This window comes from Saccharothrix sp. DSM 118769, from assembly GCF_052936295.1.
The window spans coordinates 8,302,658-8,317,370 of the sequence record NZ_CP193627.1 but is presented as its reverse complement, the minus strand read 5'-3'; the positions used below and the strand labels follow the sequence as shown (position 1 = coordinate 8,317,370).

The window sequence follows — 14,713 nt, the reverse complement described above, 5'->3', positions numbered from 1 at the left end:
AGGGTGGCAGACCTCGACGCACTAACGCAACTGGAGTCGCACTGTGACCACGAGACCCGGCGGCCGTTCGGCCCGCGTGCGCGAAGCCGTCCTCGACGCGGTGCACGCCGAGCTGGCCGAACGCGGCTACCCGGGCATGACCGTGGAGAACGTCGCCGACCGCGCGGGCGTGCACAAGACCACCGTGTACCGGCGGTGGGGCGCGGTCGACGCCCTCGTCGCCGACGCCCTGGACCGCGGGCGCGAGGTCGACTGGCCCGTCCCCGACACCGGCGCGGTCGAGGACGACCTGATCGCCCTGGCCACCGAGGTCGTCGACGCCTTCACCGACCCCGTGACCCGCGCCGTGCCGATCGGCCTGGTCGCCGCGGCCCTCCACTCGGACCGGGCGGCCGAGGCCAAGCGCGCCCACTACGCCGCCCGGCACGAGGCGGCCGCGGTGATCGCCGTCCGGGCGGTGGGGCGCGGCGAGCTGCCGGCCGGCGTCGACGCGCGCGAACTGGTCCGCCAGACCTGCGCGCCGCTCTTCTACCGGATCTTCGTCTCCGGCGAACCGGTGGACCGCGCCGCGGCGGAACGGGCCGCCCGCGCCGCCCTCGCCGCCGCCCGCGCGGGTGTCTTCTGACGCCGGGGCGTCACACCGAGTCGAGGAACTCGTCCACCTCGGCCAACGCCCGCCGGCGCACCGGTTCCGCCGACAGGAACAGATCGTGCATACCGCCCTCGACGGCCACGCCCACCACGTCCCGCCCGATCTTCGGCCCCCACCGCCGCATGTGCTCGACGTCGAGCACCGTGTCGGACGTCATCGCCTCCGCCGTCCACGCCGTCGCGCGCAGGTGGCTGCGCCCGGACCGCAGGACCAGCACCGGCACGCGCACGTCGAGGCCCCGGTGCAGCCGCGCCTGGGCGCGGCGGACCGCGCGCAGCCACCCCGCGTGCACCGGGAACGCCTCCAGCGGCTTCCAGGTCAGGTCGAAGTCCCACTCGCCGTGGTGGTCGCGGTGGATGCTCTGGCCGTACACGGGACCCAGCCCCCGCCTCAGGACCAACCGGGGCGCGACGCGGCCGAGGCCCCGCACGACCGCCGTGCCCACCGTCCGCATGAACCACGGCTCGGCCAGGTCCAGCCACGGGCTGTTGAGCACGAGCGCGTCGACCAGGTCGTCGTCGCGCCGCTCGTGCGCCCACAGGCTCGTGGTCAACCCGCCGGTGGAGTGGCCCATCAGCACCAGGTGCCGGTGCCCGTCCTCCTCGCGGACCACGCGCACCGCGGCGTCGATCTCCTCGAAGTGCTCGGTCAGGTCGGTCACGTAGTTGGCCACCTGCCCGGGGCGCAGCGACCGCCCGTAGGCGCGCAGGTCGACGGCGTAGAAGTCGAAGCCGCGGGCGGTGAAGTGCTCGGCGACGTGCGCCTGGAAGAAGTAGTCGGCGAACCCGTGCACGTACAGCACGGCGCCGCGCGTGGCGGGTTCGGCGCGGCGGCGCACCAGCACCGCGTTCAGCTCCCCGCCCAGCGGCAGCGTGCGGATCTCGTAGTCGGCCCCGAGCGCGTCTGCTGCGTCCACCCGGTCAGTGTGCACGCCGATTACCCCGAACGGGGAGAGGCGGTCGTCGCACCGTGACACCCTGGGTGACATGAGCAGCGAGGAGATCGACCGGTCCACCGCCCGGGTCCGCTTCCCCGGCATCAGCCCGAGGGCGTACGAACACCCGGTCGACCGGGGGGCGTTGGCGGTCCTGCGCGCGGTGCCGGGCATCGGTCCGGTGCTGCAGGCCGTGGCGGGCGCGTTCACGGAGCGCGGCGAGCGGCTGGGGTACCTGGCGTCGAGCGTCCGGGTGGGCCCGAAGCAGTACCCGGAGCTGGACCGGCTCCGGCTGGAGGCGGCGGCGACGCTCGACCTCGACCCGGTGCCCGAGCTGTTCGTGCGGCGCGACCCGGTGCCCAACGCGGTGACGCTCGGCATCGACAAGCCGTTCATCGTGCTCACCACGGGCCTGGTCGACCTGCTCGACCAGGAGGGCCTGCGGTTCGCGATCGGCCACGAGATGGGGCACGTGCTGTCCGGGCACGCGCTCTACCAGACGATCCTCCAGCGGCTGATGCAGCTCCAGTACGGCCTGGGCTGGATGCCCGCCGGCTACTGGGCGATCCGCGCGGTCATCGCGGCGCTGTGCGAGTGGTACCGCAAGACCGAGCTGTCCTGCGACCGCGCCGGCCTGCTGTGCGTGCAGGACCCGTCCGCCGCGCTGCGCGTGCACGTCGCCATGGCGGGCGGCATGGACCTCGCCCAGGTCGACACGGCCGAGTTCCTCAAGCAGGCCAAGGAGTACGAGCAGGTCGAGGACGTGCGCGACTCCGTGCTCAAGCTCATCCGCACCTGGCCGCTGACGCACCCGCTGGCCGTGGTGCGGGCGGCGGAGCTCCAGAAGTGGGCGGCGGGCGAGGACTACCGGGCGATCCTGACCGGCGAGTACCCGCGTCGCGAGGAGGACCGCCCGACCGGCGCGTTCACCGAGGACCTCAAGGCCGCGGCCCGGTCCTACAAGGAGTCGGCGGCCGAGTCCGAGGACCCGCTGATGAAGGTGTTCAACGAGTTCGGCGACGTGCTGGCGGGAGCCGCCGGCAAGGTGCGTAGCAAGTTCGGTGGTAATTAGACCGTTCGGCCGTACGCGGTGGTCCGTTCTGGCTAACCTCCTCGTGGATGCCGGTGATCTACGAGGAGGGGCCGATGCGGCTTGCCGCGTTGTTGGTGACAGTGTTGATGGCTCTCGCGGGGACGGCGACCGCCGACGACCGCGTGGTCGACGGACGGGTGGTGGGCGGCGAGCGCGTCTCCATCGAGGAGAACCCGTGGGTCGTGTACCTGACGGACTCCAGCGGGTTCCAGTTCTGCGGCGGCACGCTGGTGGCGCCCACCAAGGTGGTGACCGCCGCGCACTGCACCGCGGGCCGGACGACCCGGAACACCCGCGTGGTCGTGGGGCGCGAGGACAAGAACGGTGACGAGGGCGTGGTCGTCCGCCTGGCCGAGAGGCCGTGGGTGCACCCCGACTACGCGACGGCCGACCAGGGCGACGACATCGCCGTGCTGACCCTGCGCGACGCCGTCGAGCAGGAGCCGCTGCCGCTGGCTGGTCCCGGGGACAGCGCCCTGTACGCCGAGGGGTCCCGGGCGCGGGTCTTCGGCTGGGGGCGCACCAGCGAGCAGGGCCCGGTGTCGCGGTACCTGCTGGCGGCGACCGTGCCGGTGATGTCGGACGAGGACTGCTCCGCCGCGTACTTCCAGTACGACCCGGCCGAGATGACGTGCGCCGGCTTCCCGGAGGGCGGCGTGGACACCTGCCAGGGCGACTCGGGCGGTCCGATGGTGGCCGGCGGCAAGCTGATCGGCGTCACCTCGTGGGGAGAGGGCTGCGCCCGCGAGGGCAAGCCGGGCATCTACACCCGCGTGTCGACCTACCGCGCCGTGCTGGAGGAGCAGATCGGGTCCTGACCGGCGCCCGCGCGCGGTCCCCGCTGCCCCGGGGGCCGTGCGCCGGGGCGCCGCGCCCGGGGCGGCGCCGCTCCGGGCGGCGCGGCTCGGGGGAGGGTCAGAGGACGAGCCCGACCGACATGGTCGCGAACACCGTCGCGCACACCGCGTCCAGCGCCGTCGTCACGCCCGGCCGCCGCAGCGACCCGCCGACCCGTGCCGCGGCCACCACGATCGTCAGCTCCCACAGCGCCGCGAGCCCCAGGAACACGGCGGCGAGCATGCCGAGCTGCCACGTCGGGTCGCCCGTGCCGATGAACTGCGGCAGGAACGCCAGCGAGAACAGCAGCATCTTCGGGTTGGTGATGTTGGTCAGGAACCCCTGCCGGAACGGCCGGTCCGCGACCACCGCCGCCCCCTCCCCGTCGGAGCGCCGCAGGAGGAGCCCGCGCGCGATGGACAGCGCCAGGTAGAGCAGGTAGGCCGCGCCGATCCAGCGCAGCGAGGTCAGCACCGCCGGGTAGCGCGCGACCACCGCGCCCAGGCCCGAGATGACCAGGGCGACCTGGGTGAACGCGGCGGTGTGGATGCCCGCCAGTGCCCACAGACCGGCCCGGGTGCCCGCGCGCATCGAGGTGCGCAGCAGGAGGAAGGCGTCCACCCCGGGCGTCAGCACGACCACCGCGCACGCGATGAGGAACGCCGGGAGCTGGGTGAAGTCCAGGTGCATGGGAAACCCCCCTCGTGATCCGGACAGATCGGCGTGATCTGTCTCTCAAGCCTTCAAATCTTCGGCTCTACGGCATCCTAACAACAGATTTTCCGGTTTTGATCCCCCGCTGACGCTCACCTCGCCGGTCCGCTACGGTCGGTGCCCGATCGACCACCTGTCGTAGAGGGGTACGCCATGCGCATCAGCGCGCCGGTCTTCGCGGTCCTCGTGCTGGTCCTGTCCGCGGTGCCCGCGGACGCGGTCGTCGGCGGTCGGGAGGCGCCCCCCGTGCCGTGGGCCGTCGCGCTGGTCGACCGGGCGGGCGGGTTCTTCTGCGGCGGCGCGCTGATCGGCCCCGACGAGGTCGTCACCGCCGCGCACTGCACGGTCGAGCGCACCGCGCTCACCCGGCGCGACCGCCGCCCGGAGGAGGTGACCGCGCTCGTCGGCCGGGCCGACCTCGACGGGGACGCGGGGCACGCCGTCGAGGTCCGGGCCGTCTGGCGGCACCCCGACTTCACCGACGTCGCCTCCGGCCACGACGTGGCGGTGCTCACCCTGGCCGAGCCGGTGCCCGTCCACCCGGTGCGCGTCGCCGACACCGGCCCGGCGCGGGCCACCGTCTACGGCTGGGGCCGCACGGGCGAGCTGAAGGCGCCCAGCAGGCGGCTGCGGCAGGTGGACGTGCCGATCCGCACCGACGCCGAGTGCGCCGCCGCCGTCCCCGCCTACCAGCCGGACGGGATGCTGTGCGCGGGCTACCCCGAGGGCGGCAAGGACGCGTGCGAGGGCGACTCGGGCGGCCCGCTCACCGCGGCCGGCGCGCTGGTCGGCGTCGTGTCCTACGGCCGCGGCTGCGCGCGCCCCGACCAGCCGGGCGTCTACACCCGGCTGAGCCGCTACCTGCCCGAGCTGCGCGGTCGCGGCGACTGAGGCTGTGGTACCAAGGCCGCGTGAGCCAGTCGCCCCACGCCACCCTGCGCAGGCAGTGGTCGGCGGACCTGACGCCCGAGCAGCTCTACGCCCTGCTCGCCCTGCGCGTCGACGTGTTCGTGGTCGAGCAGGACTGCCCCTACCCGGAGCTGGACGGCCGTGACCTGGAGCCGGGCACCCGGCACCTGTGGATCGAGTCGGTCGGCTCCCCCCGGCCGGAGGCGTACCTGCGGCTGCTGGAGGAACCCGGCGGCGGCTTCCGCATCGGCCGCGTCTGCACCGCCCGCGCCGCCCGCGGCCGGGGCCACGGCCGCCGGTTGGTGGACGCGGCGCTGGCCGAGGTCGGCGACGCCGACTGCGTGCTGGACGCGCAGACCCACGTCACCGACTTCTACGCCTCGTTCGGCTTCGAGCCGGAGGGCGCGGAGTTCATCGAGGACGGGATACCGCACCTGCGGATGCGCCGGTCTCGCTGATCACCCGCACGACCCGCTCGACGTCGGCCCCGGTGAGGTCGGCGCGGGCGGTCAACCGGAGCCGGGAGACCTGGTCGGGCACGGACGGCGGCCGGAAGCAGCCGACGACCACGCCCTGCGCGCGGCATGCCTCGGCCCAGCCGAACGCCGCCTCGGCCGACGGCGCCTGGACCGACACCACGGCCGCGGTCGGCGTGCTGACCCGCAGCCCCTTCTCCTTCAGCCGGAACGCGAGGTCCTGGGCCACGTCCAGGGCCCGCCCCGGCCGGTCGGGCTCCTCCCGCAGCACCTTGAGCGCGGCCAGCGCCGCCGCGGTGCTCGACGGCGCGAGGCCGGTGTCGAAGATGAACGTGCGCGCCGTGTCGACCAGGTGCCGGATCACCCGGCTCGGGCCGAGCACCGCGCCGCCCTGCGCGCCGAGCGACTTGGACAGCGTCACCGTCGTCACCACGTCCGGGGACTTGGCCAGGCCCGCCGCGTGCACCGCGCCGCGCCCGCCCTCGCCGACCACGCCCAGGCCGTGCGCGTCGTCCACGACCAGCGCCGCGTCGTGCTCGCGGCACGCCGCCGCCAGCCCGGCCAGCGGCGCGAGGTCGCCGTCCACCGAGAACACCGAGTCGGTGACGACCAGCGCCCGCCGCTTGCCGCGGGTGGCCAGGGCGTGCGTGACCTGCGGCACGTCGCAGTGCCCGGCGACCACCACGTCGGCCTTGGACAGCCGGGTGCCGTCGATGAGCGAGGCGTGGATGTGCTGGTCGGCGACGATCGCGGTGCCCGGCCCGGACAGCGCGGTCAGCACGCCGAGGTTCGCCGCGTAGCCGGAGGAGAACACCAGCGCGGACTGCGCGCCGCAGAAGTTCGCCAGCTCGTACTCCAGCTCGGTGTGCAGCTCGATCGAGCCGGTGACGAGGCGCGACCCGGTCGAGCCCGCGCCCCAGCGCAGCGAGGCCGCCGCGGCGGCGCCCATCACCCGCTTGTCGCGGGCCAGGCCGAGGTAGTCGTTGGACGCCAGGTCGAGGTCCGTCGAGTCGGCCGGGCGGGGCCGCAGCCGGCGGGCCAGGCCGGCCTTCGCGCGGGCCTCGGCCCGCGTGTCGATCCAGTCGAACACCGACTCGCCTGTGTGCGCACTCACGCCGGCAGTGTCGCACCCGGCGGCTACCGTGCCGGCGTGGACCTCTTCCAGCACGGACCCGGCGACCTGCGCGAGCTGCGCGAGACCGCGCCGGTCCACCGCGACGGGTGCACCGGGCTGTGGCTGGTCAGCCGCTACGACGACGTGCGCGCCGCCTTGGCCGACCCGCGCCGGTTCCGCCCGGACAACGCGCTGGACGCGGTGGTCCCCATCCCCGGCCCCGTGCTGCGGGTGCTGGCCCGCGCCGGGTTCTCGCTGCCCCCGACGCTGGCCAACAACGGCACCGCCACCCACGCCGACCTGCGCCGGCTGGTGGCCCGCTTCCTCACCCCCGCCCGGGTCGCCGCCCTCGGGCCGCGCGTCGCCGAGCTGACCCGCGAGCGGCTGGACCGGCTGTCCGGCCACGCCGACCTGCACCCGGCGCTGGCCCGCGACCTGCCCGCGGTCGTGCTGCTGGAGGCCCTGGGCATCCGCGACGTGGACGTGACCGCGCTCAAGGCGTGGAGCACGGCGTCCCTGGAGCTGTTCTGGGGCGACGTCACGCCGGGGCGGCAGCGCGAGCTGGCCGGACCCGCCGCCGCGTTCCACCGGTGGCTGACCTCCCGGATCAGGGCCGCGGACGGCGGGGACGACCTGTTCGGGGCCCTGCGCGCGGCCGGCGTGCCGCCGCGCGACGCCGCCGGCCTCTGCTACTTCCTGCTGATCGCCGGCCAGGAGACGACGACGCAGCTGCTGTGCGCGGTGTTCCACGCGGTGCTGCGGCACGGCGACCTGTGGTCCCGGCTCGACGAGCCGGGGTTCGCGGCGGCGTGCGTGGAGGAGGTGCTGCGGCGCGAGCCGCCGGTGACCACGTGGCGGCGGGTGACCGCCGAGCCGGTGACCCTCTCCGGCGTGGACCTGCCCGCGGGCGCGCCGCTGCTGCTCATGCTGATGGGCAGCGGCTCGGACCCGGAGGTGTTCGACGACCCGGAGCGGTTCTGCCCGGCCCGGCCGAACAACCACCGCCACCTGGCGTTCGGCCACGGGCGGCACTTCTGCCTGGGTGCGGGCCTGGCCCGGCTGGAGGCGGAGGTGGTGCTGCGCGAGACGGCCCGCCGCTTCCCGGACCTCCGCCTCGCGTCCGCCGAGCCGCCGCCGCTGCTGAACCTGCTGTCGTTCCGCGCGCCGCTCAGCGTCCCGGTGCTGCTGGGCGAACCGGCGCCGCTGGGCGAACCGGCGCGGCTAGATGAGTAAGTCCAAGGGGTAGACACCTGGAGACATGGGGCGAGGGTGTCGATGTACGGGTTGTGACGACCGACATTGACACCCTCGCGACCGCACTCTACGTCAGAACCGATGACCTGCTGAAGGACGCGCCGCACCTCGCGCCGTGGCGACCGAAGGTCGGCCTCAAGCCGAGACTGACCGACGCGGAACTGGTCACCCTGGCGGTGATCCAGGCCCTGCTCGGGTTCACCAGCGAGGCCCGGTTCCTGCGCCACGCCCACGCCCACCTCGGCCATCTGTTCCACTACCTGCCCGGCCAGTCCGGCTACAACAAGCGGCTGCGCCACGCATCCGGCCTGGTCAAACAGGTGATCCGGCTGTTGGCGGTCGACACCACGCTGTGGACCGACGACGTGTGGCCGGTCGACTCCACCCCGGTGGAATGCGGCCGGTCCCGCCAGACCACCAAGCGCTCCGAGCTGGCCGGGTGGGCCCAGTACGGTTACTGCGCCTCCCACTCCCGATGGTTCTGGGGCCTGCGCCTGCACCTGGTCTGCACCCCGGGCGGGCTGCCGGTCGCCTTCGCCTTGACCGGGGCCAAGGCCGACGAGCGCACCACCCTGCTCGACATCCTGGCCGTCGATCCCGCCCTGACCGCCGAACGGCCGGGTCAGACGCTGATCGCCGACAAGAACTACTACGGCCGCGAGTTCGAGCACGCTCTGGCCGCGGCCGGTGTCGAGCTGCTGCGCCCGGCCCGCAAAGGCGAGACCCCGCGACCCGGCGCTCGGCTGTTCAAGCCGCTGCGCCAGGTCATCGAGTCGATCAACCAGACCTTCAAAGCCCAGCTGGACCTGGAGCGCCACGGCGGACGCACCACACCCGGCGTGATCGCTCGCGTCCTGCAACGCGTCCTGGCCCTGACCGCCGCGATCTGGCACAACGACCACACCGACCAGCCCGTCAAGCGATCACTGACCGCCTACGACCACTAACCACCCCTTGGACTTACTCATCTAGGGGAGGAGGACCAGCTTGCCGGTGGTGGCGCGGGACTCCAGCAGCTCGTGGGCACGGGCGGCGTCGGCCAGCGGTAGCGCCTCGCCGAGCACCGGCCGCAGCCCCGACGTGAGCGCCCGGCGCACGTTGTCGGGGGTGATCGGGATGCCGAAGCCGAGCACGGCGACGCCCTTGCGGAACGCGTCGGCCGCGGTCACGTCCAGCGGCCCGCCGGCGAAGCCGAACACGGCGAACCGGCCCGTGCGGTCGCGCAGCAGCTCGAACGACTCCTTCGCGACCGCGCCGCCCGTCGAGGAGAACACCACGTCGACCGGCTCGACCCCGGCCGACCAGCCCGGCTCGCCGTAGTCCACGACCTCGTGCGCGCCCAGCTCGCGCGCCAGCGCCAGCTTGGCCCCGCCGCGCGCGGCGGCCACGACGGTCGCGCCCGCCCGTGCGGCGAGCTGCACGAGCAGGCTGCCCACCCCGCCGGCCGCGGCCTCGACCAGCGCCCGTTCGCCCGCGGCGAGCCGGACCGCGTCCACGGCCGCCACGGCCGTCGCGCCCTGGAGGAACAGCGCCAGCGCCTCGTGGTCGGACAGGTCGTCGGGCACCTCGGCGGAGTCCTCGGGCAGCACCGCCCGCTCGGCGTAGCCGTTGCCCAGGGCGAACCCGATCAGCCGCCGGCCGTCGTCGGTCACGCCGACCACCTCGCCGCCGAGCGGGCCGGGGCGCGACTCGACCCAGGGCGCGACGCGCGCGGTGGCGCCGGACCGCAGGAGCGTCTCGCCGTAGTTGACCCCCACCGCGGTGACCCTGACCGGCACCTCGCCCGGCCCCGCCTCCGGTTCGGGCACCTCCTCGACCCGGAGCACGTCCGCCGGACCGAACTCGTGGAACCGCACTGCGCGCACGACGACCTCCTCGACTGAAACGGACTTTCGGTCCGTTTCCTGTCGGCTACGATACGGACTGCCGGTCCGCTTTTGTCAAGGGAGGTTCCCGATGCGGAAGGACGCCGAGCGCAACCACGCCGCGGTCCTCGCCGCCGCCGCCCGGCTGATCACCGAGCGCGGGCTCGACTTCGCCATGGACGAGGTGGCCGTCGAGGCCGGTGTCGGCAAGGGCACGGTGTTCCGCAGGTTCGGCGACCGCGAGGGGCTCGTGCGGGCCGTGGCCGAGCGCGGCGCGGAGCGGTGGCTGGAGCAGTCGCGCGCCCTGGTGGCCGCCGACCACCTGCCCGCGGGGGAGAGGGTGATCACGTTCGTCGCCACCCTGTTCGACCACGTGATGGCCTCCCTGCCCCTCGTCGTGGCCCTGGAGCGGGAGTCCGCGCACGACACCTCGTGCGACGGCGCCTACCTCACCACGCACGCCCGCCTGGCGGCGTTGATCACGCAGGTCAGGCCCGGTGCGGACGTCGAGCTCGCGGCCCACGCGCTGCTCGCCCAACTGCGCGGCGACGTGCTGCACCACCTGGTCCACCGGTGCGGTCTGGGCGTCGACCGCGTCCGGTCGGGTGTGATCGCGGTCGCGCGCGCGGCGCTGGTCGGGGACTTGGAGCCGGCCGGCCGAGGTGCGACGATGCCTGGGCTGTAGGGGTGCGCGAGGAAGCCGGTGCGAATCCGGCACGGTCCCGCCACTGTGACCGGTTCACCCCGGGAGTCAGGAACTCGACCCCCGAGTGATCGTTCACCGGACACGGGCGTGGACACCCGAGGAAGGACACCGCCGCATGGGCGCGCGTTTCCCCTTTTCCGCTGTCGTCGGCCACGACGACCTCCGCACGGCACTGCTGCTCAACGCCGTGCACCCCGCCATCGGCGGGGTGCTCGTCCGAGGCGAGAAGGGGACCGCGAAGTCGACCGTGGTCCGCGCCCTCGCCGCGCTGCTGCCCGAGCTGGACGTCGTCCCGGGCTGCCGCTTCGGCTGCGACCCGGCGGCCCCGGCGGACTGCCCCGACGGGCCGCACGGCCCCGGCGCCGAGCGCCGGCCCGCCCGCCTGGTCGAACTGCCGGTCGGCGCCACCGAGGACCGCCTGATCGGCTCGCTGGACCTGGAGCGCGCCCTCACCGAGGGCGTGCGCGCCTACCAGCCCGGCCTGCTGGCCGCCGCGCACCGGGGCGTGCTCTACGTGGACGAGGTCAACCTGCTGCACGACCACCTCGTTGACCTGCTGCTCGACGCCGCCGCCATGGGCCGCGCGCACGTCGAGCGCGAGGGCGTGTCCGTTTCGCACGCCGCGTCGTTCCTGCTCGTGGGCACGATGAACCCGGAGGAGGGCGAGCTGCGCCCGCAGCTGCTGGACCGCTTCGGCCTGACCGTCTCGGTGCGGGCCTCCCGCGACGTGGCGACGCGCACCGAGGTCGTGCGCCGCCGGCTCGCCTACGAGGCCGACCCGGACGGCTTCGCCGCCCGCTGGGAGGGCGAGGACGCCGCGCTGGCCGCGCGGATCGTGGCCGCCCGGTCGCGGCTGGCGTCGGTGGCGCTGCCGGACGCCGAGCTGCGCCGCATCGCGGGCATCTGCGCCGCGTTCGAGGTGGACGGGATGCGCGCCGACCTCGTCGTCGCCCGCACGGCCACCGCGCACGCCGCCTGGCGCGGCGCGGACGAGGTGGGGGAGCGGGACGTGGAGGCCGCCGTCCGGCTCGCGCTGCCGCACCGCAAGCGCCGCGACCCGTTCGACGAGCCCGGGTTGGAGGAGGAGCAGCTCGACGACGCGCTCCGCCAGGGCGAGGAGGCCGCGCGCGAACCGGAGCCCGGGGGCCCGGACGACGACGGCCCCGACGGAGGTCCCGACGACGGCGGCCCCGACGACGGTCCCGACGGCGGCCCCGGCGACGACGGCGGAGGCCCGGGAGCACCCGGCGACACCCCCGAGTCCACTTCGGACGGTGAGTCGCGCGGTAGGGGTGCCACCGAGCGCTCGCACACGCCCGCGCCCGCGTTCCGCGCCCGCCTGCTCCAGGTGCCCGGCGTCGGCGAGGGCGCCCCCGGCAGGCGTTCCCGGGCCCGCGCCCGCACCGGCCGCGTCGTCCGGCCGTCCACCGCGGACGGGTCGGGGCTGCACCTGGTCGGCACGCTCGGCGCGGCGGCCCCGCACCAGGCCGCCCGCGGTCGCACCGGACCCGGCCTGGAGCTGCGCGGCGAGGACCTGAGGCGGTCCGTGCGCGAGGGCCGCGAGGGCAACCTCGTGCTGTTCGTGGTCGACACCTCCGGCTCGATGGCCGCCCGGCAGCGGATGTCCGCCGTCAGCGGCGCGGTCATCTCCCTGCTGCGCGACGCCTACCAGCGGCGCGACAAGGTCGGCGTGGTCACCTTCCGCGGCCGGGAGGCGCAGGTCGCGCTGCCCCCGACGAACTCGGTCGACGCCGCCGCCGCGCGCCTGCGCGCCCTGCGCACCGGTGGCCGCACCCCGCTCGCCGACGGCCTGCTGCGCGCCCGCCGCGTGCTGGAGGTCGAACGCGTCCGCGACCCGCGCCGCCGACCGCTGCTGGTGCTGCTCACCGACGGCCGCGCCACGGCGAGCGGCACGGGCGGCGACCCGCTGCGCGACGCCCTGCGCGCGGCCGGGCTGCTGGCCGCCGACGGCGTCGCCTCGGTGGTCGTGGACTGCGAGGCCGGGCACGTCAGGCTCGGCCTGGCCGCCAGGGTCGCCGGCGCGCTGGGCGCCGCGTGCCTGCGCCTGGAGGAACTGTCCGCCGACCAGGTCGCCGGCGTCGTGCGCGCCGTGCGCGCCGCCTGAAGGGGGAACGGGAATGCCGCAGGGACAGCCGTCCGTCGTCCCCGCCGACGGGCTCACCACCAGGCAGCGCCGCAACCGGCCCCTCGTCGTGCTGCACACCGGCGAGATGAAGGGCAAGTCCACCGCCGCCTTCGGCCTCGCGCTGCGCGGCTGGAACCAGGGGTGGTCCATCGGGGTCTTCCAGTTCGTGAAGTCCGCCAGGTGGAAGGTCGGCGAGGAGTCGGCGTTCCGCGCCCTGGGCCGGCTGCACGAGGAGACCGGCGAGGGCGGCCCCGTCGAGTGGCACAAGATGGGCGAGGGCTGGTCCTGGACCCGCAAGCAGGGCACCGAGGACGACCACGCCGAGGCCGCCCGCGAGGGCTGGCGCGAGATCGCCCGCCGCCTCGCCGAGGGCCGGCACGGCCTGTACGTGCTCGACGAGTTCACCTACCCGCTGCACTGGGGCTGGGTCGACGTGGACGAGGTCGTGGCGGCGCTGCGCGACCGGCCCGGCCACCAGCACGTCGTCATCACCGGCCGGTACGCCCCCGCCGCGCTCGTCGAGGCCGCGGACCTGGTGGTGGAGATGACCAAGGTCAAGCACCCCATGGACGCGGGCCAGAAGGGCCAGAAGGGGATCGAGTGGTGAACCGGCTCGTCATCGCCGCCCCCGCCTCGGGCAGCGGCAAGACGACCGTGGCCACCGGCCTGATGGCGGCGCTGCGGCGGGCCGGCGACCGGGTCGCGCCGTTCAAGGTGGGCCCCGACTACATCGACCCCGGCTACCACTCGGTCGCCACCGGCCGGCCGGGCCGCAACCTCGACGCGGTCATGGTCGGCGAGCACCGGGTGGCGAGCCTGTTCGCGCACGGCTCGCGCGGCTGCGACATCGCCGTCGTCGAGGGCGTGATGGGCCTGTTCGACGGGCGGGTGGACACCGAGGGCGTCGGGTCCACCGCGCACGTCGCCAAGCTGCTGTCCGCGCCCGTGCTGTTCGTGGTGGACGCGCGCGGCCAGAGCCGCAGCCTCGCCGCCCTGCTGCACGGGTTCCGCGGCTACGACCCGACCGTGCGGCTGGGCGGCGTGGTGCTCAACCAGGTCGGCTCCGCGCGGCACGAGCAGGTGCTGCGGCAGGCGTGCGCCGAGGTGGGGCTGGAGGTGCTGGGCGTGCTGCCGCGCGACGACGCCTTCGCGCTCCCGTCCCGCCACCTGGGCCTGGTCACGGCCGCCGAGCACGGCCGGGCGGCGGTCGACGCGGTGGCCGCCATCGCCGACGCCGTCGCCCGGCACGTCGACCTCGACGGCGTGCGCGCCCTCGCCGCGCGGGCACCCGCGCTCGCCGTGCCGCCCTGGGACCCGTCCGCCGAGGTCGAACCGGTCGACGGCGGCCCCGTGGTCGCCGTCGCGGGCGGCGCCGCGTTCACCTTCGGCTACGCCGAGCACGTCGAGCTGCTCGCGGCGGCCGGCGCGGACGTCGTCGTGGTCGACCCGCTGCGCGACGAGGCCCTGCCCGCCGGCACGGCGGGGCTCGTGCTGCCCGGCGGGTTCCCCGAGCAGCACGCGGCGGAGCTGTCGGCCAACGAGCCGCTGCGCGCCGCCGTCACCGCCCTGGCCAGGTCGGGCGCGCCGGTGCACGCCGAGTGCGGCGGCCTGCTGTACCTGGCGAAGTCCCTGGACGGCGTGCCGATGTGCGGGGTGGTCGACGCCGACGGCGCGATGACGGCCCGGCTCACCCTGGGCTACCGCGACGCCGTCGCGCCGCACGACTCGGTGCTCGGCCGCGAGGGCTCCCGGGTCACCGGCCACGAGTTCCACCGCACCGCGCTGAGCGTGCCGCACGGGGCGAAGCCCGCCTGGCGGTGGCGCGGCCACGACCTGCGCCCGGTGGCCGAGGGGTTCGTGCTCGGCGGGGTGCACGCGTCGTACCTGCACACGCACCCGGCGTCCGCGCCGGGGGCCGTGGCCCGCTTCGCGCGGGCCTGCGCGGTCGCGGCGCCGCGCCCCGAGGCCACTCGTCCGTGGTGACCCCCCGCGCGGTACGGTCCTTGCCCACCA

15 protein-coding genes and 1 riboswitch are annotated in these 14,713 nt (G+C 75.2%); of the genes, 11 read left to right on the top strand and 4 right to left on the bottom strand.

Features of this window, described 5'->3' with window-relative positions:
* The first annotated feature begins 43 nt into the window (after nt 1-43).
* Entirely contained in the window at nt 44-625 is a 582-nt protein-coding gene (locus tag ACRAKJ_RS35150; RefSeq protein ID WP_438926567.1) for a TetR/AcrR family transcriptional regulator C-terminal ligand-binding domain-containing protein, read from the top strand.
* 10 nt (nt 626-635) lie between these two features.
* On the opposite strand, the gene ACRAKJ_RS35145 is transcribed toward ACRAKJ_RS35150, so the two are convergent.
* Nucleotides 636-1,568 carry an alpha/beta fold hydrolase gene (locus tag ACRAKJ_RS35145; protein ID WP_438926568.1) on the bottom strand — a complete coding sequence of 311 codons (933 nt, stop codon included), beginning with the start codon at nt 1,566-1,568 and terminating at the stop codon, nt 636-638.
* Nucleotides 1,569-1,638: 70 nt separating this feature from the next.
* Between ACRAKJ_RS35145 and ACRAKJ_RS35140 the strand changes: the two genes are divergently transcribed.
* A complete protein-coding gene (locus ACRAKJ_RS35140) occupies nt 1,639-2,658 on the top strand; it encodes a M48 family metalloprotease (protein WP_438926569.1) in 1,020 nt (339 codons plus the stop codon).
* Between the two features lie 47 nt (nt 2,659-2,705).
* On the top strand, nt 2,706-3,497 hold the full coding sequence (locus ACRAKJ_RS35135; RefSeq protein ID WP_438926570.1) for a trypsin-like serine protease: 792 nt from the start codon (nt 2,706-2,708) through the stop codon (nt 3,495-3,497).
* 97 nt (nt 3,498-3,594) lie between these two features.
* Here ACRAKJ_RS35135 and ACRAKJ_RS35130 read toward each other — a convergent pair whose 3' ends face one another.
* Nucleotides 3,595-4,206 carry a LysE family transporter gene (locus ACRAKJ_RS35130; RefSeq protein WP_438926996.1) on the bottom strand — a complete coding sequence of 204 codons (612 nt, stop codon included), beginning with the start codon at nt 4,204-4,206 and terminating at the stop codon, nt 3,595-3,597.
* 177 nt (nt 4,207-4,383) lie between these two features.
* Here ACRAKJ_RS35130 and ACRAKJ_RS35125 point away from each other — a divergent pair, with 177 nt between their 5' ends.
* Both ACRAKJ_RS35125 and ACRAKJ_RS35120 read left to right on the top strand, forming a co-directional pair.
* Nucleotides 4,384-5,121 (top strand): trypsin-like serine protease, encoded by a 738-nt coding sequence (locus ACRAKJ_RS35125; protein ID WP_438926997.1) that lies wholly within the window; start codon nt 4,384-4,386, stop codon nt 5,119-5,121.
* A 20-nt stretch (nt 5,122-5,141) separates the two neighbouring features.
* Nucleotides 5,142-5,597, top strand: coding sequence for a GNAT family N-acetyltransferase (locus ACRAKJ_RS35120; RefSeq protein ID WP_438926998.1), 456 nt, complete (start codon nt 5,142-5,144; stop codon nt 5,595-5,597).
* Here ACRAKJ_RS35120 and ACRAKJ_RS35115 read toward each other — a convergent pair.
* Complete coding sequence (locus ACRAKJ_RS35115) at nt 5,551-6,729, bottom strand: aminotransferase class I/II-fold pyridoxal phosphate-dependent enzyme (RefSeq protein ID WP_438926999.1); 1,179 nt, start codon at nt 6,727-6,729, stop codon at nt 5,551-5,553. The two genes, ACRAKJ_RS35120 and ACRAKJ_RS35115, sit on opposite strands and share 47 nt — an antisense overlap.
* A gap of 36 nt (nt 6,730-6,765) precedes the next feature.
* Between ACRAKJ_RS35115 and ACRAKJ_RS35110 the strand changes: the two genes are divergently transcribed.
* On the top strand, nt 6,766-7,962 hold the full coding sequence (locus tag ACRAKJ_RS35110; RefSeq protein ID WP_447008800.1) for a cytochrome P450: 1,197 nt from the start codon (nt 6,766-6,768) through the stop codon (nt 7,960-7,962).
* Nucleotides 7,963-8,015: 53 nt separating this feature from the next.
* On the top strand, nt 8,016-8,930 hold the full coding sequence (locus ACRAKJ_RS35105; RefSeq protein WP_447008799.1) for an IS982 family transposase: 915 nt from the start codon (nt 8,016-8,018) through the stop codon (nt 8,928-8,930).
* A gap of 21 nt (nt 8,931-8,951) precedes the next feature.
* Here the strand turns inward: ACRAKJ_RS35105 and ACRAKJ_RS35100 are convergent, their stop codons facing one another.
* Complete coding sequence (locus ACRAKJ_RS35100) at nt 8,952-9,848, bottom strand: quinone oxidoreductase family protein (RefSeq protein WP_447008798.1); 897 nt, start codon at nt 9,846-9,848, stop codon at nt 8,952-8,954.
* A 91-nt stretch (nt 9,849-9,939) separates the two neighbouring features.
* On the opposite strand from ACRAKJ_RS35100, the gene ACRAKJ_RS35095 reads away from it, so the two are divergent.
* The 4 genes from ACRAKJ_RS35095 (at nt 9,940) to ACRAKJ_RS35080 (ending at nt 14,683) form a co-directional block, all read left to right on the top strand.
* Nucleotides 9,940-10,533 carry a TetR family transcriptional regulator gene (locus ACRAKJ_RS35095; protein ID WP_438924420.1) on the top strand — a complete coding sequence of 198 codons (594 nt, stop codon included), beginning with the start codon at nt 9,940-9,942 and terminating at the stop codon, nt 10,531-10,533.
* Between the two features lie 8 nt (nt 10,534-10,541).
* A riboswitch (cobalamin riboswitch) is annotated at nt 10,542-10,609 on the top strand.
* A 60-nt stretch (nt 10,610-10,669) separates the two neighbouring features.
* A complete protein-coding gene (locus ACRAKJ_RS35090; RefSeq protein WP_438924419.1) occupies nt 10,670-12,679 on the top strand; it encodes a putative cobaltochelatase in 2,010 nt (669 codons plus the stop codon).
* A 13-nt stretch (nt 12,680-12,692) separates the two neighbouring features.
* Nucleotides 12,693-13,307, top strand: a complete 615-nt coding sequence (gene cobO, locus ACRAKJ_RS35085) for a cob(I)yrinic acid a,c-diamide adenosyltransferase (protein ID WP_438924418.1) — start codon at nt 12,693-12,695, stop codon at nt 13,305-13,307.
* Complete coding sequence (locus ACRAKJ_RS35080; protein WP_438924417.1) at nt 13,304-14,683, top strand: cobyrinate a,c-diamide synthase; 1,380 nt, start codon at nt 13,304-13,306, stop codon at nt 14,681-14,683. Before cobO ends, ACRAKJ_RS35080 begins: the two co-directional genes overlap by 4 nt.
* The last annotated feature ends 30 nt before the right edge of the window (nt 14,684-14,713 follow it).